Source organism: Undibacterium umbellatum, assembly GCF_014284125.1.
GTDB lineage: Bacteria > Pseudomonadota > Gammaproteobacteria > Burkholderiales > Burkholderiaceae_D > Undibacterium > Undibacterium umbellatum.
This window is the reverse complement of the sequence record NZ_JACOFX010000007.1, coordinates 86,946-105,300: the sequence shown is the minus strand read 5'-3', so window position 1 is coordinate 105,300 and position 18,355 is coordinate 86,946. Positions and strand designations below refer to the sequence as shown.

20 protein-coding genes and 1 pseudogene are annotated in these 18,355 nt (G+C 51.9%); 12 read left to right on the top strand and 9 right to left on the bottom strand.

Annotated features, from left to right (window positions below; genetic code table 11):
• Window positions 1-2 precede the first annotated feature (2 nt).
• Together H8L47_RS14945 and H8L47_RS14940 are read right to left on the bottom strand one after the other, a co-directional pair.
• Window positions 3-254, bottom strand: a complete 252-nt coding sequence (locus H8L47_RS14945) for a DUF4266 domain-containing protein (protein WP_186954512.1) — start codon at window positions 252-254, stop codon at window positions 3-5.
• Window positions 254-751 carry a TlpA family protein disulfide reductase gene (locus H8L47_RS14940; protein WP_186954393.1) on the bottom strand — a complete coding sequence of 166 codons (498 nt, stop codon included), beginning with the start codon at window positions 749-751 and terminating at the stop codon, window positions 254-256. Before H8L47_RS14940 ends, H8L47_RS14945 begins: the two co-directional genes overlap by 1 nt.
• Window positions 752-1,067: 316 nt before the next feature.
• Here H8L47_RS14940 and H8L47_RS14935 point away from each other — a divergent pair, with 316 nt between their 5' ends.
• From H8L47_RS14935 to H8L47_RS14920, 4 genes are all read left to right on the top strand, one after another.
• The gene (locus tag H8L47_RS14935) at window positions 1,068-1,493 is read left to right on the top strand and encodes a carboxymuconolactone decarboxylase family protein (protein ID WP_186954392.1); all 426 of its coding nucleotides are present in this window, start codon (window positions 1,068-1,070) and stop codon (window positions 1,491-1,493) included.
• 19 nt (window positions 1,494-1,512) lie between these two features.
• On the top strand, window positions 1,513-2,013 hold the full coding sequence (locus tag H8L47_RS14930) for a cupin domain-containing protein (protein WP_186954391.1): 501 nt from the start codon (window positions 1,513-1,515) through the stop codon (window positions 2,011-2,013).
• Window positions 2,014-2,134: 121 nt separating this feature from the next.
• A complete protein-coding gene (locus H8L47_RS14925) occupies window positions 2,135-3,199 on the top strand; it encodes a sensor histidine kinase (protein WP_230413754.1) in 1,065 nt (354 codons plus the stop codon).
• Between the two features lie 13 nt (window positions 3,200-3,212).
• Window positions 3,213-3,956: a LytR/AlgR family response regulator transcription factor gene (locus H8L47_RS14920; protein ID WP_186954390.1), complete on the top strand. Its 744-nt coding sequence runs from the start codon at window positions 3,213-3,215 to the stop codon at window positions 3,954-3,956.
• Window positions 3,957-3,962: 6 nt separating this feature from the next.
• Here the strand turns inward: H8L47_RS14920 and H8L47_RS14915 are convergent, their stop codons facing one another.
• Window positions 3,963-4,517 carry a PaaI family thioesterase gene (locus H8L47_RS14915; protein ID WP_186954389.1) on the bottom strand — a complete coding sequence of 185 codons (555 nt, stop codon included), beginning with the start codon at window positions 4,515-4,517 and terminating at the stop codon, window positions 3,963-3,965.
• Entirely contained in the window at window positions 4,517-4,966 is a 450-nt protein-coding gene (locus H8L47_RS14910; RefSeq protein ID WP_186954388.1) for a PaaI family thioesterase, read from the bottom strand. The genes H8L47_RS14915 and H8L47_RS14910 overlap by 1 nt, the downstream gene beginning before the upstream one ends.
• A 94-nt stretch (window positions 4,967-5,060) precedes the next feature.
• Here H8L47_RS14910 and H8L47_RS14905 point away from each other — a divergent pair, with 94 nt between their 5' ends.
• On the top strand, window positions 5,061-6,089 hold the full coding sequence (locus tag H8L47_RS14905) for a GlxA family transcriptional regulator (RefSeq protein WP_186954387.1): 1,029 nt from the start codon (window positions 5,061-5,063) through the stop codon (window positions 6,087-6,089).
• Window positions 6,090-6,471: 382 nt separating this feature from the next.
• Window positions 6,472-7,056 carry a PilZ domain-containing protein gene (locus tag H8L47_RS14900; RefSeq protein ID WP_186954386.1) on the top strand — a complete coding sequence of 195 codons (585 nt, stop codon included), beginning with the start codon at window positions 6,472-6,474 and terminating at the stop codon, window positions 7,054-7,056.
• Window position 7,057: 1 nt separating this feature from the next.
• Here the strand turns inward: H8L47_RS14900 and H8L47_RS14895 are convergent, their stop codons facing one another.
• Window positions 7,058-7,768, bottom strand: coding sequence for a glycine-rich domain-containing protein (locus H8L47_RS14895; RefSeq protein WP_186954385.1), 711 nt, complete (start codon window positions 7,766-7,768; stop codon window positions 7,058-7,060).
• A gap of 436 nt (window positions 7,769-8,204) precedes the next feature.
• Here H8L47_RS14895 and H8L47_RS30275 point away from each other — a divergent pair, with 436 nt between their 5' ends.
• The 5 genes and pseudogenes from H8L47_RS30275 to H8L47_RS14870 all read left to right on the top strand — a co-directional run bounded on the left by H8L47_RS30275 (window position 8,205) and on the right by H8L47_RS14870 (window position 14,427).
• Entirely contained in the window at window positions 8,205-9,896 is a 1,692-nt protein-coding gene (locus H8L47_RS30275) for a methyl-accepting chemotaxis protein (RefSeq protein WP_186954384.1), read from the top strand.
• Between the two features lie 51 nt (window positions 9,897-9,947).
• Window positions 9,948-10,799: an HDOD domain-containing protein gene (locus H8L47_RS14885; RefSeq protein WP_186954383.1), complete on the top strand. Its 852-nt coding sequence runs from the start codon at window positions 9,948-9,950 to the stop codon at window positions 10,797-10,799.
• A 141-nt stretch (window positions 10,800-10,940) separates the two neighbouring features.
• Window positions 10,941-11,921 (top strand): MBL fold metallo-hydrolase, encoded by a 981-nt coding sequence (locus tag H8L47_RS14880; protein WP_186954382.1) that lies wholly within the window; start codon window positions 10,941-10,943, stop codon window positions 11,919-11,921.
• Window positions 11,922-11,999: 78 nt separating this feature from the next.
• A pseudogene (locus H8L47_RS14875) lies at window positions 12,000-13,227 on the top strand (cytochrome P450).
• 30 nt (window positions 13,228-13,257) lie between these two features.
• Window positions 13,258-14,427 carry an ABC transporter substrate-binding protein gene (locus H8L47_RS14870; protein ID WP_186954381.1) on the top strand — a complete coding sequence of 390 codons (1,170 nt, stop codon included), beginning with the start codon at window positions 13,258-13,260 and terminating at the stop codon, window positions 14,425-14,427.
• A gap of 101 nt (window positions 14,428-14,528) precedes the next feature.
• Here the strand turns inward: H8L47_RS14870 and H8L47_RS14865 are convergent, their stop codons facing one another.
• Window positions 14,529-14,741: a SlyX family protein gene (locus H8L47_RS14865; RefSeq protein WP_162044826.1), complete on the bottom strand. Its 213-nt coding sequence runs from the start codon at window positions 14,739-14,741 to the stop codon at window positions 14,529-14,531.
• Window positions 14,742-14,905: 164 nt separating this feature from the next.
• On the opposite strand from H8L47_RS14865, the gene H8L47_RS14860 reads away from it, so the two are divergent.
• Window positions 14,906-16,330, top strand: coding sequence for a glycoside hydrolase family 18 protein (locus tag H8L47_RS14860; protein ID WP_186954380.1), 1,425 nt, complete (start codon window positions 14,906-14,908; stop codon window positions 16,328-16,330).
• A gap of 93 nt (window positions 16,331-16,423) precedes the next feature.
• Here H8L47_RS14860 and H8L47_RS14855 read toward each other — a convergent pair whose 3' ends face one another.
• The 3 genes from H8L47_RS14855 to H8L47_RS14845 all read right to left on the bottom strand — a co-directional run bounded on the left by H8L47_RS14855 (window position 16,424) and on the right by H8L47_RS14845 (window position 18,124).
• Window positions 16,424-16,672, bottom strand: a complete 249-nt coding sequence (locus H8L47_RS14855) for a hypothetical protein (protein ID WP_186954379.1) — start codon at window positions 16,670-16,672, stop codon at window positions 16,424-16,426.
• 218 nt (window positions 16,673-16,890) lie between these two features.
• Complete coding sequence (locus tag H8L47_RS29445; RefSeq protein WP_222616551.1) at window positions 16,891-17,115, bottom strand: type II toxin-antitoxin system PemK/MazF family toxin; 225 nt, start codon at window positions 17,113-17,115, stop codon at window positions 16,891-16,893.
• A complete protein-coding gene (locus H8L47_RS14845; RefSeq protein ID WP_186954378.1) occupies window positions 17,099-18,124 on the bottom strand; it encodes an alpha/beta hydrolase in 1,026 nt (341 codons plus the stop codon). The genes H8L47_RS29445 and H8L47_RS14845 overlap by 17 nt, the downstream gene beginning before the upstream one ends.
• Window positions 18,125-18,355 lie beyond the last annotated feature (231 nt).

The window sequence follows — 18,355 nt, the reverse complement described above, 5'->3', positions numbered from 1 at the left end:
CATTAATTGCATCCACAACCGCCGCCACCGACACCGCTGCCGCCGAAGGCAGATTCCTTGCTGGAATAGGTATGCTCGGCGAATTTGCTTTCTAGTTTGTCATGGTCAAAAGTCATTTCCTTTTTAGCCAACTTGCCTTTTTCCCAGGGTTGCACGGTCTGCACCAACTGCATATTGCTGCAAGCAGTGCAGGACAACACCAGACCCAGCAAGGCCAGTCTATGCAAATGTTTGTATGGCTTAAATTGCTTCATCATTTACTCCCCAGACTCGCCACGATGGCCTGTTCGATTTTAGCTTTGCTGGCGTCATTAAAGCCCGCGTGTTGCGCCAGTATCTTGCCATCCCTGTCTATCAGGATGCTGCTGGGCATGCCCTTGATTTCATATTGGCGTGGCATGACTCCCTTGGGGTCATAGGCTATATGAAAATTGCCGGGAGTGGTTTTCAGGAACTCCAGAGCATCCTCCTGCTTGGTATCCAGATTGATGGCTACTACCTGAAGACCTTGTGCGCCGTATTTGCTCTGCAAGGCATTCATCCATGGGAAGGATAGCTTGCATGGCCCGCACCAGGACGCCCAGAAATCAAGATAAACGACTTTGCCGCGATAATCAGCCAGTTGTATATTGCCCTTGCCAGCCTGGGCGGTGAATTCTGGCGCGGGTTTGCCGGTTTCCAGCGCCAGGGCATGCACATTGATGCCTAAGCCGATAATGACTGCCAATGCCTTCAGGTTTAGAAATTTCATGATGCGGCCTTGCCTTGCGGGATAAGTGATTGCCAGCGCTGTGTCAGCACAACGACTTTGCGTTTTACATCCATCATAAGCCCGGCGCAGGATAAGTAAACGCTGGCTTTGGTAAAGATGCCGGGATTTCTGTAATGAACTGTAACGGATAATATTGTTAAAACAAGTCTGTTCTCAAACAAGTTTCCAAATTAACATATTTTCTCTTGAAAATCGTATTGCTACCTAAAAACAACAATTCGCATTGCAGTTTTGACCCTCTCCGCTGATATGGCTAGCATGGCTTTACAGAAAAACCACATGGAGTCCCAGCACAATGCATAAGCAAACAGATCCGCAAACAGATCAGCAGTTTAAAGATGGCCTGCACATACGCCAACAAGTCATGGGCGATGCCTTTGTCGAAAAGGCATTTAGCAATACCGATGCCTTCACCGCGCCCCTGCAGGAATTTGTCACCCGCAATGCCTGGGGCACGGTCTGGTGCCGCGATGGTCTGGATTTGAAAACCCGCAGCCTGATCACCCTGTCCATGCTGACAGCTCTTGGGCGCGCGCACGAGATCAAGGGTCATGTACGCGGTGCAGTCAACAACGGTGCCAGCATGAAAGAAATACAAGAAGTACTATTACATGCCAGTGTGTATTGTGGCATGCCGCTGGCGATTGATGCCTACCGCTCTGCCCATGAAGTCTTGCTGGAGATGGGCAAGATAGACGCGGACAAAGCAGGAGCCACCTGATTTTTAATTGGAAACCTATATGACAGAGAGCAGAAAAGCAATCGCACTCACTGACGAAGGGGTAACCCGTCCGTTTGCGGTCGAAGACGTGCCCTGGGATGAATATTCCCACGGTCAGAGTTTTGGTTCACGTTATCGCCAGCTCGGCCAATATGGCGGCTGCCAGCATGTAGGCGTAAGCCTGGAAGAACTGGCGCCCGGCAAGCATGCCTGCCCCAACCATTATCATTATCTGGAAGAAGAACAATTGATGATGCTGGACGGCAGCCTGACCCTGCGCATGGGCGAACAGACTTATGTCATGAAGGCAGGGGATTACATGGTATTCCCGGCCGGGCAAAAGATTGGTCACAGCCTATTCAATCATACCGATGCAGTATGTCGTTACCTTGTCATAGGAGAACGTAATCCCCATGATGTGATTGTTTATCCCGATAGCAACCGTATCAGTGTGGTGCTGGCCGGTGAAGGTTATGACAAGGCGGCGACGCTGGAATACTGGGAACGTGAGAAGGATTGATCAGAGCTCTAGCCTGGCAATTAAGGCCCCTATTTCCTCATTTGGTGTCATCACGGTAGCTGTCCGGCAAGAATTGCCGGATACTGCAGTCATTGCATCAGACTAGTGGAAAGGACAGGCAATGCGCCGTATGTGGCTTTTTTATACCCTGGCATGGATAGCCTATTCGATACTGATCGCTTTCGCGATACAGATTGATGGCCTGTCCAAGGGCCAGTTTGATTTGCAACTGGCGCTGTATTCTGAAATCAATACCTTGCCAGCGGCAGTCACCCTGGCGCTTATCTGGCCCATGACGGGCTGGATGGACCGCAAGTCTTTTCGGCCCGTCAGTATTGTGTTTATCCACATTTTGATGAGCATAGGCTTTGGATTTTTCTGGCATTACCTGGTCAGTGGTTTCATGCAAATGATCGTGCATGTCAAAGAAATTGAAGCAGCCCGCCCCCTCAGCGCCTATATCTGGCCTTTCCTGTACAGCCTGATGATGTATGGCGTGGTGGCCAGTATTTTTCACTCGGTGCGGTCCAGCGAAGCACGTCGCCTGCAAGCACTGGCAGCGACCCAGGCCCAGGGTTTGCTGGTGGTGGCAGAGCTGGCCAGTTTGCGCAATAAACTCAATCCCCATTTCCTGTTCAATACCCTGCATTCCATCATTGCCCTCATGCGCAAGGATGGCAAGGCAGCCGAGGCCGCGCTGTTCCGTTTTTCTGACATGCTGCGCTATGTGCTTGATACCGAGAAAAACGGTACGACCCATGTTGCGCTGGAAGAAGAATTGAATTTCGTGCGTGATTACCTGAACCTGGAAGCTCTGCGCCTGGGACACAGGTTAAACGTCGACTGGCAGCTTGATGAAATGGCAGGTGGTTTTGGGTTACCAGCCTTGAGCGTGCAACCGCTGGTGGAAAACAGTATTAAACACGCCTTCAACCCGCGCGCCCAGCCTGGCAATTTGCTCATCAAGACCAGACTCAAGGCGCTGCGTGGCGAACTGGAAATCACCATCAGGGATGATGGCCCCGGTGCAGACCTGGCAGAAGTGCATGCTTCCAGCGGCATAGGCGTGAAAACCGTAGAGCGCCGCCTGCACCTTGAATATGGCGGGCGTGCCAATTTCACCATCAATACTGCACCCGGACAGGGTTTTGAAATATGCTTGACGATACCTATCTCTTCAGCCTGATCTCGTCGTTACCATGACAAAAATAAAAACCGCCTTTATCGCAGAAGATGAACCACTGGCCCGCGAAGTCTTACGCGATGCCGTCAGTGACAGGCCAGAACTCAGCCTCATCGGTGAAGCTGCAGATGGCGTCACGGCTCTCACGCAAATCAATTTGCTGAAGCCCGATGTGGTGTTCATGGATATACAGATGCCCGAGATGACCGGCCTGGAAGTCTTGCGCCGCCTCAGCCATTTACCTGAAATTGTGTTTACCACAGCGTATGACCAGTATGCCGTGACCGCCTTTGAATTGCATGCAGTCGATTACCTGCTCAAGCCTTTTTCGCGTGAGCGCTTTGATGCTGCCGTTGATCGCTTGCTGGATGCGCCACCGTCCATGCAAGCTATGGAACACGCGCTGAACCTGGCGGCAGGCCGAGAAACCAGTCGGCTGGAACGCATCCTGGTGCGTGACCGTGGCCATATCTTCCCGGTCAATGTGAATGACATCGCCTATTTGAAAGCCGATGCCAAGTACACCGCCATCATCGTCGGTGACAGGACGCACCTGGTCAGGCTGGGCATCACTGAACTGGAAACCCGGCTAGACCCGGCGCGCTTCATACGCATACACCGCTCGCTGCTGGTGAACCTGGATTTTGTCGAATCCATGAAGGCCGATGAACAATCGCAATTGCGCCTGCATATGCGCGATGGCAGCGTTTTGCTGGCGAATCGCGAAGCATCAAGGATGTTGCGCGATATGTCGATTTGATCTTGCTCAGGGCAAAGGAAATATCAAACAAGTTGTTGTTGCATGGGCGTACACCTTGCCTGCCGCATCAACGATACGACCTTCTGCCGTCCCAACCTGCTTGCCCACCTGTATCACCTTGCCTTCAGCGCGCACGGGACCCGTCTTGTTGCTCATGGCGCGGATCAGGTTGACCTTGATTTCCAGGGTGGTGTAACCAATCCCTGCCGGTAGCATGGATTGCACTGCACAGCCGACAGCAGAATCCAGCAGGGTGCAAAAATAGCCACCATGCACACTGCCTAGCGGGTTGTAATGCTGCAAACCGGGCGTGCCCTGGAAGACGATGCGGCCAGCTTCACCTTCTACCGGGATAAAGTCCAAAGTCTTGCCTATGTGGGCGACAGGGTAATCACCATTCAAGATACCGCGCAAGAAATCGATGCCGCTGACAGCTTTCAATTGTTCAAGACTCAATACCCCAGGTTCGGCCATGCGGGCGCGCACGGTGGCTTCCTGCTCCTGCCATTGTTTTAAGACTGCAGTTACGTCACCCTTTGCGTCACTCTTTGCATCACTCATCATGCGTCCTTCCTGGGGAATAATATCATTTGGGTACAACGGAACAGGGCTATCGTCTTTCCCTCATAACTGACGACTGCATCCCAGACCTGGGTAGTACGCCCCAGATGCACGGCGCTGGCAAGCACGCTGATCTTGCCTTCCCGGGCAGTACCCAGATGATTGGATTTCAGCTCCACCGTGGTAAAGCTTTGCGCCCCTTCAGGCAAGCTGGCAACGCAACCGTAGCCGCAGGCAGTATCTGCCAGCGTAACAACACTGCCAGCATGCAGATAACCATTCGGGGCCAGTAAATGTGGCTGGACTGGCAATTCCGCAGTGACTTTGCCTTTTTCCACACTCAGGATATTGATGCCCAAATGGCCTGGTAAGAATTTGGCACCGAACTGGTTCAGGCGCTGCGCCTGTTCTTCTGCTGCACTTTGATTGTGCGTATCTGCCGTCGTCATGATGTTTTCCTGTAAGAAGCTAGTCTGCATTCTAGTTATTGCAAGAATGAATGGACAGTGTCAGTATTGACTCTTTTAATGCAGATTGCGACAAATGGCACATATCGAAGTCTGGCTCTACCCTCAATGCATGGCATCTGCGGTCACTGGCCCACTGGATGTGTTTGCGGTCGCCAATGCCATCTGGTCGCTCAAGAACGTGGATGAAGTCGATCCCTTGTTCACCTGGAGTTTGCATTCCATCGATGGTGAAGCTGTCATGACGCCCGCCAAAGTCAGATTGAGTGCCGACGCCAGCATACAGGCCGAGAGCAAGGCAGATGTCATTTTATTACCTGGCCTTTATATGGAAAATGGTATTACCGGCCTGACCAGCAGCATGCATGCCATGCGTGCACTATTCCCGATATTGCGAGCCAGACATGCCCAGGGCTGTGTGCTGGCAGCGAACTGCAGCGCCACCTTCTTGCTGGCCGAAGCGGGTTTGCTGGATGGCGGCCATGCAACGACTACCTGGTGGCTGGAGAGAGCATTCAAGACCCGCTACCCTGAAGTCAGCCTGCGTCTGTCTGAAGTGCTGGATGAGTATGAGAATATTCTGACCAGCGGTGCCGCCACCAGCTTCCTCAATCTTGCCTACCATCTGGTGGAACGCTTTGGTGGCCAGGATATTGCCAGTGGTGTCGCCAAGACCTTGTTGATTGATGCCAATCGCACTTCGCAAATGCCGTATATGCAAATGCTGAGCCTGACCCAGCAAGATACCCATCAGCATGAAAACATCCTGGTACAAAGGGCGCAAAAATGGCTGAGCCAAAATCATCACCTGCCTTTTCGCCTGCCTGCGTTGGCTGAGCACTTGGCTGTCAGCGAGCGCACTGTCATACGCCATTTCCACCAGACTCTGGATACCACCCCGGCCAGTTATGCCCAGCAAGTCAAGATGGATATCGCAAAGCGCTTGCTGGAAACCACCACGCTAACGCTGGAGCAAGTGGCAGAACGCACCGGTTATAGCGACCCCAGTTCATTCCGCCGCCTGTTCAAAAAACATTCGGGCCTGTCACCAGCCAGTTATCGCGAGCAATTCAGGCCAGCGAAACGGGTAGTCCACACTGCCTGAAATGCTTTTTTTAATACCGTAGCATCACTGTGTATTAATTAGGACTTACGCAAAACCGCCCCAGCTGTGTTGCAGCTCCTCCCGCGTACTAAAGTACTGTCTTCGTCGCTACGGTGTAGTCGGGGTTTCAGGCAATATATTGTCCGCCAACGGAACGAACCTCCCTTGCCAGGGAGGTTTCCTTGGCGATAGGTATAGTTGGGGTTTCGCACAACATGTTGTCCGCCAACGCAACGAACCTCCCTTGCTAGGGAGGTTTCCTTGGCGATAGCCTTGCTGGGACAATTTTGCGTAAGTCCTGTTAATATACAAAACACATATCAAAAATTTATCTTAATTTCTTTGTGGAAATTATGTCTGGCTTTATCTATATAATGCTGTCATGCACAAAGTACCCGGAAAAAGAAAAGTTTCTTATGGCGCCGAGACCGTCGCGCCAGAAGCGCCTGCTGTGCTCGATAAAGCCGCTGTCACTGATCATTTTCCATCAACTGCGACCACCGAGGCTGATACGGGCGATGTCAAGCTAGCGCCACCAGCAGTCTCCTATCAAGACCCGGCCGTCACTGATACGCTAGCCAAATTCAATGTGGTGAAAACGCAGTTGCTGCGCTCCCACAGCCGTTATCTGGTGAAATGGGAAGTTGCCCTGATTCACCAGGTTGAGGAGACGAAACTCAGCTATTACGGCAAGATCAATGATATTTCCGAAAATGGCCTCAGCATGTTTTGTGACTACAATGTCTTCTTTAATGGCAAAGTGAAACTGGTGATGACCTTGCCACCTTTGCATATAGGCATGCCAGCGCAAAAAATAGAAGTCGAGAGCAGGATGGTCTACACCATACTCTCGCAATACTCTTTCCGCATTGGTTTGGAATTTGTGAGTTTCCGCGATGGTGAAAAGAAAATTTTAATGGACAGGCTGGAAAGCAGCAATTCAGCTCTCAAGCCAGGCACAGCTTAAGTTAATCTCCGCCCCCGCCACAGCCGCCTCCGCAGCCTGAACTGTCGCCGCCACCGCTGTCATTGCTACTAGCTCCGGCACCACCACTATCGCGCGCTGTATCGCCAAAATCGTAAGAAGCATCACTGCTGCCCGCGCCGTAAAAATCGCCGCCGCAATACACCGTGCCATCACCGTTGGCGCGTAAGGCGCTGCAATCCGGTGCATAACGAAAACCATCGGCGATATTCCATTTTGCATCTAGGGCAAACAAGAGCGGCAAGCGGGTCGCACGGCGTGGATTGATATTTTCTTCCAGACAAGCAAACCACCAGGTACGACGCAAGCCTTCATTACTGCGCTGGCCAGCGCCCAATACAGCTGCCGGGGTATGGTGCATGTAACGGCCAAAAGCTCTTTGGCAAAATTGCTCGTAGTTTTTTGTATATAGTATAAATTCATGCCATAACTCATCAACCACTTGAGAAGGCATGGAAATATGCTTGAAACCGGACTTCAAATAGACCAGAAAAAATTGTCGCAAGGCTCTCGCGACCAGTTGTTGATCTTTTAAAGCGAGATCGGGTCGCTGTTTGTGTAGTCTTTCCAACAGTCCAGGTGGAAACATATAGCTGCGTATATAGTCAGCCTGTGCTGCACGTCGCCAGCGAGTCCAGACCACTAGCAGACTGACGGCAAGCACAAGTACAAGCAAACCAAGGAGGATGGACATCAGCATTCTTGCTTTCGATCAATAGAATTTAACAAAAACTTGCGCCATGCGTGCTTTGCGCAAAAGCAATTTTGGCATAGTATGGAAACAAAGTGATTTAGTTAACTGCTAATGCGTTGTGATACGAAAAGCACACCGTAGCTTATTCCATGTGAAGTCCGAGATACCAGATTTTCTCTTCCTCGGGTTCTGTTATGTTGTTTTATGAAAAAGTTTTTTCTAAGAGGCTTATCTGAAATCTTTTCACCATGCAAATGCTTGCCTGGATATCGCCAGCAAATTTCTGTGTGATAGTTCGATGCTTGTCCGTGACAACATGCTGGCATATAGCTTGCATGTGATAAAGCGGCCAGATTTCCAGGCAGCAAGCCAGCCAGATCAAGATTTTATGTAAGCACGACCTCGTAGTAACAGTTTTCTTTCTGGGAGATTCACTATGAATTTGCGTCACTTGCGCATAGGAACCCGACTCGCTGTGGGCTTTGGTGTGATACTCGCTACTCTGGTACTCATACTGGTCATTGACAGCATCTTCAGCGCCAGCAATCGCAAGGATATGGTTGCCGGGCTGGAACTTTCACACAGCAAAAGTGAACTCGCTGCCACCATGAAAAGCAGCATGCTGGAAGGCGGCATTGCCATACGCAATATAGGTCTGCAAAGCGATATCGGTGAAATTGACAAGCAAAAAGTCATATCCAAAAAACAGCAAGCCCGATTTGCCGAAGCACGCGAAAAACTTATCGCACTCGGACTTAGCGAAGAAGAAAAGAAGATAGTCGACAGCGTCTCGGAGTTTGACAAGCAAGTTGATGTGCCTATCAAGGAAGCCATGAAAATGCTGCTGGCCTTTAATGGTGAAGAAGCTGTCAAACTCATCGCTACGCAGGTCGACCCCATACAACAAAAAGCCTTGCTTGAAATCAATAAACTGGTGGATATCCAAAACAAGGCAGCCTCTGAATTGGCTGACATTGCCGAGAGCAAGGGCAAACAATTGACGACTACCCTGTTCGCCATAGGTGCAGTGATCTTGTTGTTTGGTGCGGGATTTTCCATCTTCCTGACACGCAGCATCACCACGCCCTTGCGAGATGCGGTTGTTATCGCCAAGCGAGTCGCCGCTGGTGAACTGAGTTTCCGGGAAGCGTCTGATGGCACCGATGAAATCAGTGAATTGCTGAATGCCCTCAAGGAAATGAGCGACAACCTGCACAACATCGTCAGCGAAGTCAGGCAAGGCACGGATGCAATTGCGATAGCTGCAGTAGAAATCTCGACCGGAAATTCTGACCTGTCTTCACGCACTGAAAACCAGGCTGGCGCACTCGAAGAAACAGCCAGCTCCATGGAAGAAATCACTGCCACCGTCAGACACAATGCTGACAATGCCAGACAGGCAAATGGCCTGGTCACCTCGGCTTCCAATTTCGCCATCAAGGGTGGCGAAGAAGTGGGTAAAGTTGTCCATACCATGGACTCCATCAAGGAAAGCTCACGCAAGATTGTCGATATCATCAGCGTCATCGATGGTATTGCCTTCCAGACCAATATCCTGGCTCTGAATGCGGCGGTGGAAGCTGCCCGTGCCGGTGAACAGGGGCGCGGCTTTGCTGTCGTGGCTTCTGAAGTGCGCAATCTGGCACAACGTAGCGCCAGTGCTGCCAAAGAGATTAAAACCCTGATCGGTGATTCTGTAGAAAAAGTCGATGCCGGTGGCAAGCTTGTCGATGCAGCTGGCAAAACCATGAATGAAATCGTCAGCTCGGTAAAACACGTGGCAGAAATCATGTCCGAGATCACTGCTGCTGGCCAGGAGCAAAGCTCAGGCATAGAAGAAGTCAACCGCGCCATCAACCAGATGGATGAGATGACACAACAAAATGCCGCCCTGGTAGAACAGGCAGCCGCAGCGGCAGAAAGCATGGAAGAACAGGCCAACAACCTGGCAAGAGCAGTATCGGCTTTTAAACTGGATGCTGCAGGCAATCATGTACGCCGCGTGCAAGCGGTAAGCCAGGCGACTAATGTCAACGTCTCCAGGAACGACTATACTGAAGAAGAAACCTCTTTCATCATGGCGACTGCTGGTAAACTGGTGAGGGCGCTAGGTTTCAATAAGAATTAGCGGGCCTGTGGGGCAGATCCCCTGCTTCAGGTCTGCTCCAATTATCACATTATGAACAAGTCGGAAGCATTAAAGAGTATCGTTGCACAAGCCAGCAAGGGGGACTTGGTATTCCCTACCAATGTGAATGCCTCGCTGAAGATACAACAGGCACTCGACGACCCCGATTGCGGCATCGAGACAGCCGCAAAACTGGTCATGACTGAACCCCTGATGTCAGCCCGCGTGGTTGCCATTGCCAATTCTGTTGCCTACAACCGCTTCGGCGGCGGCGTCACCAATATCCGCACGGCCATCACCATACTGGGCTTCAATACCCTGCGCTCCGTCACGGCTGCTGTCGTTATGCGCCAGCTAAGTGCTGCGGTCTCTGACCCCGCCATACGCGCCAAGATGGAAGCCTTGTGGCGTCATTCCGCCTACGTGGCTGCACTGGCCCACCTGATTGCCCGCAAGGTCAGCAAGGTGGATGCTGAAACCGCACTGTTCGCTGGCATAGTCCATGAAGTCGGTGGTTTTTATCTGCTGTCGCGGGCACAGGAATTCCCGGCCTTGCTGGAAATTGAATCCAGCCAGACATCTCCAGACGCCCTGGCGGAAACCGATGAAACTTTCATCGGCCGTGCCGTCTTGAACAAATTGCTGGTGCCAAAGCGCGTGGTATCAGCGGTAGAAGCCCTGTGGTATGGTATGCGCGTCATGCCACCAGAAACCCTGGGCGATACTTTGGTGCTGGCGAATGAACTGGCAGCAGTACCATCGCCTCTGGACCCGCGCTCGCCAGAGAACATACGTCAGTCAGCATCGGAAATAGATTTTGCTGTTGGCGAAGGCACCCTGCTTTCCATCCTGTCTGAATCGGCAGAAGAGGTCGATGCCCTGACTGCATCCCTGATCAGCTAGCCTTCATTTTCCCGCCTCAACGAGCTTGGCAGAAATTCGGCATAATAGCTGTCGCATTTGCAATTTTCGTGTCCATCACAGCAAGCTGCCAGATTCTAGTTACCAGCCTGCTGCGTCACTGCCACCTTCAAAGGAAAAACCATGCAATTGAAAAGTTTGCTCCGCTCCGGCCTGTTCAGTTCTTCCATTCTTGCTGGCGTCGCTGTGTTTGGCATACCTGCCATCAGCGCCCATGCCGCCGCGCCCATGGTAAAAACCAGCGCCCCCGGTTTTTACCGCAGCATGCTGGGTGATTTTGAAATCACGGTCTTGTCTGATGGCGTAGTACCCCTGCCTGTTGATAAACTGCTGACCAATACCACGCCAGAAAAAGTCGGCAAGGCACTCAGCAAATACCATTTACAGTCCCCTGTTGTGACCTCGGTGAATGCCTATCTCATCAACACGGGCAACAAGCTGGTATTGATAGACAGCGGTGCCGGTGTGTTCTTTGGACCTACCCTGGGTAAGTTGCAGGCAAGCCTGAAAGCCTCCGGTTATCTGCCTGAGCAAATCGATGAAATCTACATCACCCATATGCACACAGACCATATCGGCGGCCTGGTAGATGGCGACAAAGCAGCTTTCCCGAATGCTATCGTACGCGTAGACCAGCATGACACTGATTACTGGTTAAGCCAGGCCAATCTGGACAAGGCCCCCGCCGATGCCAAAGGCAGTTTTGAAAAAGCCATTGCCATCCTGAAACCCTATGTGCAGGCTGGCAAGTTGAAGTCCTTCGAAGGTGATACAGAACTGGTACCCGGCATCAAGGCAGTCGCTTCCCATGGCCATACCCCTGGTCACAGCATCTACAAGGTAGAGAGCAAAGGTCAGACCCTGGTCTTGTGGGGTGACCTCATGCATGTCGCTGCAGTGCAATTTGAAAACCCTGCAGTCACCATACAATTCGACAGCGACAGCAAGGCAGCTTATGCACAAAGGCAAAAAGCCTATGCTGATGCAGCGCAGCATTCCTATCAGGTAGGTTCTGCCCACCTGTCCTTCCCTGGCCTGGGTTATATACGCAAGGAGGGCAAAGGCTATGCCTGGATGCCGCTGAATTATGTGCCACTGCCATGATCTGAATTGTCGTCAGCCTGATTGACAGTACCCGGCAAATCGGACAGAGTGCAAACTCTGTCCTTTGCCGGGTTTTTTATGACTTCTGAGTATCGAAACTCTGTCACATTGCCTCCGCTTATAACGGATGATTTTGACCTGCGCCACCTGCCCGCCGATTTTTACCAGAACCCCTATCCCTACTACCACGCGCTGCGCGAACAGACCCCCGTGCGCAAGATGCCGGATGGCTCTTACTTGCTGACACGTTATGCCGACCTGATGCATGTGTACAAAGACGCGAAGACTTTCAGTTCGGATAAAAAGCTGGAATTCAAGCCGCGCTATGGCGATTCGCTGCTGTATGAACATCACACAAATAGCCTCGTCTTCAACGACCCACCGCTGCACACAAGAGTGCGCCGTCTCATCATGGGGGGCCTGACCCCCGCAGCTATGGCCAATACCGAACCCGGGCTTATCAAGCTGGTCGATGGCTTGCTGGACCAGATGGAAAGCAAGGGTGAAGTTGATCTCATCACAGACTTCGCCTCCGCCATACCGGTAGAAATCATAGGCAATTTGCTGGCTGTACCACATGATCAACGCGAGCCTTTGCGGGCATGGTCACTCGCCATACTCGGAGCGCTGGAGCCAGCCATCACGCCTGAATTTTTTGCCTATGCCAACCAGTGTGTCGCAGAATTTCTGGAATACCTTAAGCAACTAGTGGCACAACGCCGCAGTCATCCCGGTGACCCAAAGGCCGACATGCTGACTCGTCTGATAGAAGGCGAAGCAAATGGTGAAAAACTGACTGAAACCGAGCTCTTGCAAAACTGTGTCTTCCTGCTTAATGCCGGGCATGAAACCACCACCAACCTGATAGGCAATGGCCTGGTCGCCTTGCAGGAATGGCCGGAGCAAAAGGCTCGCCTGATCGCCCAGCCAGAAATGATCAACACCGCCATAGAAGAATTTTTGCGCTTTGAAAGTTCCAACCAGTTGGGCAACCGCATGACGACAGTGGATACGCAACTCGGTGATGTCGATATTGCTGCTGGCAGCCGCATCAGCCTGTGCATAGGTGCGGCCAATCGCGATCCCTTGCAATTTCCTGATCCCGACCAACTGGACATCAGCCGCAGCCCCAACCGCCATCTGGCGTTTGCATCTGGCATACACCAGTGCGCGGGCATGTTCCTGGCGCGACTGGAAGGCAGGGTGGCAATTTCTCGCCTGCTGGCACGACCAGTTAAGCGCAGCACCCGTCAGAGGTGGACGCGCACGCTTTCGCGGTTTTTTATCAGTACCCTGCAAACTATAAAATTACTCACAACAAAAATACGGAGACACTATGAAGACAAATACCCACATCAAGAAAAGCCTGCTGGCAGCAGCGATCATGCTATGTGCCAGCCTCAGTATTAATGCGCAGGCACAGATCAAAATAGGCGTCACCATCTCATCGACAGGCCCGGCGGCCTCGCTGGGTATCCCAGAGAAAAATGCGATAGCCATGTTGCCCAAGGAAATTGCAGGCAAAAAAGTCGACTACATCGTCCTCGACGATGCTTCAGACACCACGCAAACCGTGACCAATACCCGCAAGCTGATCTCGGAAGAAAAAGTCGATGCCATCATAGGCTCGACCACTACGCCCAACTCCCTCGCCATGCTGGGCGTCATTGGTGAAGGCAAGACCCCGACCATCAGCCTGGCATCCAGCAACCGCATCATAGAACCCATGGATGCCAATAAAGCCTGGATGTTCAAGACACCGCAGACCGACACCATGATGGCAATCGCAATCGCCGAAGACATGAGCAAAAAGGGCATCAAGACCATGGGCTTCATCGGTTTCTCGGACGCACTGGGTGAAGCCTTCCTGGTAGAAGTGACGAAATATGCCGAGCTGAAAAAGATCAAGGTCGTGGCGACCGAACGTTTCAGCCGCAGTGACAATAGCGTGGTTGGTCAGGTCTTGAAACTCATGTCCGGCAACCCCGAAGCCATCGTCGTCGGCGCCTCTGGTACACCCGCCGCCCTGCCACCTAAAACCCTGGCAGAGCGCGGCTACAAAGGCCGCATCTATCACAACCACGGCGTCGCCAACAGTGATTTCCTGCGCGTCTGCGGCAAAGACTGCGACGGTACCTACCTGCCCACCGGCCCGGTCATGGTGGCCAAGCAACTGGCCGACAACAACCCCGTCAAAAAAGCTGCACTGGATTTCTCCAACAAGTTTGAAGCCACCTATGGCGCAGGCAGTTTGGCTGCATTCGCCTCCTATGCCTGGGATGCTGGCCTGCTGCTACAACAAGCCATCCCGATCGCCTTGAAAAAAGCTAATCCTGGCACACTGGAATTCCGCACCGCATTGCGCGATGCCCTGGAAGCGACACAAGGCCTGGCCACCACCAACGGCGTAGTTAACATGAGTAAATCTGATCACCTGGGTCTTGATCAAAGGGCACGTGTCATGGTGCAGATCAAGGGAGGGAAGTGGGTTTATCAGGTGGAGTGAGAAACGGCATTGTGGGCTAACTCGTAGGAGCAGCTTTAGCCGCTCCTACGATACATAGCGAATACGCGCCTGATTTTTTCAATAAGCAGATTTGATAAGGTTCAATAATGCGGTGGCCTCTCATCCACCACCGCAGTCCTCTGACTCGCCGCCACAGCGACTTCCCGCAGTCGCGCTGCCATCGCCGCACACAGCGCCTCCAGCTCATCAATTTTCTTTTGTTGCCTGTACACCTGGGTATTGAGGGTATCGACCAGATCATCCTGGCGGGTCAGGCGTATTTCCAGGTCTATCAGTCTTTCTTCTGTCGTCATGGCATCGCTTTCATTTAATCAGGCACACAGTATGCCATACCAGTCTGGTATGCTAGTGGACTGGTATTCTCAAGGTACAAGCCAGGCATGCAAGTGGTATGCCCTGCTTTCGCAAAAAATAAAAACCTGTTGACCCAACTTGCTCACACTTGCATGCTATGCATATGAAAAACATACACTTTTCCCCTCGCCCCTTCCTGTCTTGCCTGTTCGGCCTGCTGGTCTTATCTTCCACTGCTGGCAGCCAGGCCAAAGAAACCAGTAAGCCCGCAGTAAAAGTGCAAAACAAGCCTGTGGTGATGGCTTATTATGCGCTCGACAAAGAAGAAATCAATCATTATGACGAGGGCAAAGTCGCCTTCCCGGTGTCTGCCATCACGGCAGAAAAAGCACGCATGCTGACGCATCTTAATTTTTCTTTCCTGACCATCAGCGAAGACGGGAAATGCATACTGGAAGAAGGTACGAAGCTGCCTGCAGCAGCAAAAATTTTCCAGGAATTGCAGGGACTGAAGAAACATAATCCCGATCTACGCTTGCAGTTTTCCATCGGTGGCTGGGGCTATAGCAATGATGAAAGCCCTACCGTAGGCCGTTACCGTACTGCTGCTGCGACAGCAGAAAATAGAAAGAAACTGACGCAGTCCTGCGTAGGCATGGTGCGTGAATATGGCTTTGATGGCATTGATCTCGACTGGGAATATCCCCGCGCAGAAGATGCCCAGAATTTTGTTGATCTGCTCAAGGAAATGCGCACGCAACTGAGCCAACTGAGAGCGACCAGGCCAGGTAACAAGCTGGCCCCGCAACTGACGATAGCGGTTGCCGGTGGTGCTTTCAATATGGCACGCACTTACCTGCATTTGCCACAAATCGCCGCCCAAGTCGATTACATCAATCTCATGAGTTATGACCTGACCGGCCCATGGGAAAAATTGACCAACCACAATGCCCACTTGTTTGGTGATGCGCGTGAACACATGTTCGATAATCCCCTGCGCGCCTTGCCCATCAAACCGGCATTAAGCAAGAAAGCACTGGAACAACGCTTCCCTTCACCTTTGCCTCTGACTGTGGATGCCACCGTGCAGCAATACCTGTATGCCGGTGTGCCTGCCAGTAAACTGGTGCTCGGTTTGCCGTTCTATGGCCGTGCATACTTCCAGGTAGAAGCTGGAGAAAATCGTGGCCTGTATCAGCCATTTGTCACCCCTGCGGGCGATGTGTACGCAGGCGACCCCAGCTTGCTGGCAGGTTGCGATACCTGCACCGCCCGCAAAGACCCGCGCATGCCCAGCTTTGGCGAAATAAAGAAACTGCTGGCCGCCAATCTTGGTTATCAGTCCTATTTCAGTAACGAAACCAAGGTGCCATGGATATACAACGCAGAAAAGAAAATTTTCATCAGCTATGACAATGAAGTTTCTTTCGGCTACAAAATCGCTTATCTGAAAAAGTATAAACTGGCCGGCGCCATGTTCTGGCATCTGGGGCAGGATGATGAAGAGGGTAGCCTGCTACGTAGTTTGTATACAGGCTTGTATCCTGAGGAGGGTTTAAAAGGTGGTTTGCATTATGAGCCGAAGTAAGGGATGCCGCGGCTGAAGCCAATCTTATAAAGTGAAGGAAGCTTTGCTTAAGTTATGCGAAAAAATCAATAGGTTTATTCGCTCCGCGATTACTTAGTTAATACTCTCTATCCAGATTTTTTCATCAGCATGGTGATCTGCTATGGTTTCCAACGCGCACTGGAAAGCTTTGTCATCGCGGCTTTCCAGTGGATAGTTAAAACGCGAAATATTCACTCCTGACAGAACAGCATATTCAGCTTCACTCAGGACATTGCTACCACACCAGATCGCCACATCCGGCGTTTTTCTGAGCGCAATCAATTCATCCAGACCACTGCGTGTCAATGCAAGGAAAACCATTTCTACTCTTTTCGTAAATACTGAAGCCGCTGTTCGTTGATCCAAACTTCAGACATGGTTGGCGATTCTTCCGAATATATCCGTTAGCTAAAAAACGCTCTTTGCTGAAATCTCATCCCCGCCAGAATGAGTTCGACTCTGCCATCAGACAATCACCTTATGTATTCGCCTAGCTGATGTTTGCCTATGGACGATACCTGAGAAACCACGACCACCCTCTATTTGCTCAAGCTAGCCTCACCCAGGTCCAGCATGACATTGCCCGGCTCGGTCACCCGTTTGAGATTGGTCGTCAGGGCGCAGATGATGACGGTAGCAATGCGTGAATGCTTGAAGATGTCATCCTGCACGATCACATGTGGATGGGCCAGGCCAGCGATATTGCCACGTCCTTCATCAGGACAGGCCCAGTAAATCTCGCCACGCTTAATCATGGACTGCATGCAGCACGATATCAAACTGCTTCAGGAAGTGATCCACAGCCGCAGTATAGGCATTATCCAGCCCCAGGTTTTTGTTGATCTCGGCATGGCTCAGGCTTTGCGGCAGCAAGACTGCCTGCATGCCCAGGGATTTGGCTTTATTGACGAAAACCTCGGCCTGGGCGCAGGGTTTGTCTGGTCGTATGCTGGAGCAGACGGCCATGAAAGGCGAGGTTAGCTGTTTCAATTGCAAGCTGGGTGAAGTCGCTTGCCAATACGCTGGATCAGTGCCAAAGGCTTCGTCATAAAAGCGGTAATGTTTCTGTTCCATGATCTTGGTGATATCGTAAGCTGCGCTGTCGAGCGCGATAGTCGCCAGCCAGGCTGAGGCACCAGCTTTGGCGGCGATGGCAGGTGAGCTGGCCAGCAGGGACACCAGATGGGCGCCAGCAGAATGCCCCATGAGTATGAAGCGGTTGCACGAACCGCCCCATTCAGCCGCCCTGGTTTGTGCCGTTGCCAGGGCATGGGCAACATCATCTGCCTGCTCCAGTGGTTTGATGTCTGGCAGCATGCGGTAATTGATGGAGATGAAGATATAACCCCTGGGCAGCCAGTGCGCCGCCTTGTTTTCAACCACGCCACGGGCAGTCTTGCTGCCTGTCCTCCAGGCACCTCCATGTACCATGAAGATCACTGGCATGGCTTTTTGGCTGGCCGCATTGGCGGGCAGGTAGATATCCATGGTCTGGCGTTTATCGCTGCCATAGGCAATATCACGCAAGACTTTCGTGCCAGCAGGCAGTCCGAGTGGAGCTAGGTCTGTTGTTTCCGGGTCACTCATTTCATTCTTTTCCTGCACCTGCCCTGCTCGCTGCTCTATTCTTTCCTGGCGCTTTTCCATGATCTTGTCACGCAACACGCCAGCGCTGGCGGGGGCAACTGGCGATACCAGCGCCAGGCCCAGGCAGAGTGCCAGTGCTGGCAAGACAGGGCGTGTAATAACAGAAATAGAGAGTGACTCAGGCATCTTGTACTCCGGCAGAAGGAAGAAAAGTAAAGCAGGCATAGTGCTTATTTTATGAAAACTGAAGGGCTCTATTCCAGTTAATTTATGCAACATTTGTTACCTGAGCCCATAAACAAGCAAGCGCAGTCAAGTCAGGTGTGCAAAGCAGCCCTGGTTTGTGCGAATATAGCAGGCATCAACCGTATGGAGTGCCTCCTATGTTGCTGCCCTGCCTGCCGTCGCTCTGCCGCT

Bases quoted from the DNA above. Each gene is read 5' to 3' on its own strand.
- H8L47_RS14945 (WP_186954512.1), bottom strand. From the start codon at position 254: ATGAAGCAATTTAAGCCATACAAACATTTGCATAGACTGGCCTTGCTG.
- H8L47_RS14940 (WP_186954393.1), bottom strand. From the start codon at position 751: ATGAAATTTCTAAACCTGAAGGCATTGGCAGTCATTATCGGCTTAGGC.
- H8L47_RS14935 (WP_186954392.1), top strand. From the start codon at position 1,068: ATGCATAAGCAAACAGATCCGCAAACAGATCAGCAGTTTAAAGATGGC.
- H8L47_RS14930 (WP_186954391.1), top strand. From the start codon at position 1,513: ATGACAGAGAGCAGAAAAGCAATCGCACTCACTGACGAAGGGGTAACC.
- H8L47_RS14925 (WP_230413754.1), top strand. From the start codon at position 2,135: ATGCGCCGTATGTGGCTTTTTTATACCCTGGCATGGATAGCCTATTCG.
- H8L47_RS14920 (WP_186954390.1), top strand. From the start codon at position 3,213: ATGACAAAAATAAAAACCGCCTTTATCGCAGAAGATGAACCACTGGCC.
- H8L47_RS14915 (WP_186954389.1), bottom strand. From the start codon at position 4,517: ATGAGTGATGCAAAGAGTGACGCAAAGGGTGACGTAACTGCAGTCTTA.
- H8L47_RS14910 (WP_186954388.1), bottom strand. From the start codon at position 4,966: ATGACGACGGCAGATACGCACAATCAAAGTGCAGCAGAAGAACAGGCG.
- H8L47_RS14905 (WP_186954387.1), top strand. From the start codon at position 5,061: ATGGCACATATCGAAGTCTGGCTCTACCCTCAATGCATGGCATCTGCG.
- H8L47_RS14900 (WP_186954386.1), top strand. From the start codon at position 6,472: ATGCACAAAGTACCCGGAAAAAGAAAAGTTTCTTATGGCGCCGAGACC.
- H8L47_RS14895 (WP_186954385.1), bottom strand. From the start codon at position 7,768: ATGTCCATCCTCCTTGGTTTGCTTGTACTTGTGCTTGCCGTCAGTCTG.
- H8L47_RS30275 (WP_186954384.1), top strand. From the start codon at position 8,205: ATGAATTTGCGTCACTTGCGCATAGGAACCCGACTCGCTGTGGGCTTT.
- H8L47_RS14885 (WP_186954383.1), top strand. From the start codon at position 9,948: ATGAACAAGTCGGAAGCATTAAAGAGTATCGTTGCACAAGCCAGCAAG.
- H8L47_RS14880 (WP_186954382.1), top strand. From the start codon at position 10,941: ATGCAATTGAAAAGTTTGCTCCGCTCCGGCCTGTTCAGTTCTTCCATT.
- H8L47_RS14870 (WP_186954381.1), top strand. From the start codon at position 13,258: ATGAAGACAAATACCCACATCAAGAAAAGCCTGCTGGCAGCAGCGATC.
- H8L47_RS14865 (WP_162044826.1), bottom strand. From the start codon at position 14,741: ATGACGACAGAAGAAAGACTGATAGACCTGGAAATACGCCTGACCCGC.
- H8L47_RS14860 (WP_186954380.1), top strand. From the start codon at position 14,906: ATGAAAAACATACACTTTTCCCCTCGCCCCTTCCTGTCTTGCCTGTTC.
- H8L47_RS14855 (WP_186954379.1), bottom strand. From the start codon at position 16,672: ATGGTTTTCCTTGCATTGACACGCAGTGGTCTGGATGAATTGATTGCG.
- H8L47_RS29445 (WP_222616551.1), bottom strand. From the start codon at position 17,115: ATGCAGTCCATGATTAAGCGTGGCGAGATTTACTGGGCCTGTCCTGAT.
- H8L47_RS14845 (WP_186954378.1), bottom strand. From the start codon at position 18,124: ATGCCTGAGTCACTCTCTATTTCTGTTATTACACGCCCTGTCTTGCCA.